This window comes from Candidatus Jidaibacter acanthamoeba, from assembly GCF_000815465.1.
In the GTDB taxonomy this organism is placed as follows: domain Bacteria; phylum Pseudomonadota; class Alphaproteobacteria; order Rickettsiales; family Midichloriaceae; genus Jidaibacter; species Jidaibacter acanthamoebae.
In genome coordinates this window covers 1-248 of the sequence record NZ_JSWE01000126.1, presented here as the reverse complement: position 1 = coordinate 248, position 248 = coordinate 1, and the positions used below count along the sequence as shown (strand labels likewise).

General features: G+C 39.5%; 1 protein-coding gene. It reads left to right on the top strand.

All coding sequences use genetic code 11. From position 1 onward, the window contains the following. A partial coding sequence (locus tag NF27_RS06805; RefSeq protein ID WP_039457417.1) for a type IV secretion system DNA-binding domain-containing protein occupies positions 1-248 on the top strand: 248 nt, incomplete at both ends.

Sequence of the window (248 nt, the reverse complement as noted above, 5' to 3'; positions counted from 1 at the left end):
GTTTATATTTGACGAGCTAGGATCGTTAAACTATTTACCTTCATTAGAGCAGGGGCTAACTATCACCCGAAACTACGGAGGATGCTTTTTAGTCGGGATACAGTCGATTTCACAATTGTATGAGAAATATGGTCATAATGTAACTGAAACGTTGAGTGCTAACTGTAAGAATAAAGTAATTTTAAATGCAGCGGACGCTAAAACGGCAAGGTGGTGTGCAGATACCATAGGGAACCAAGAAGTAGAGA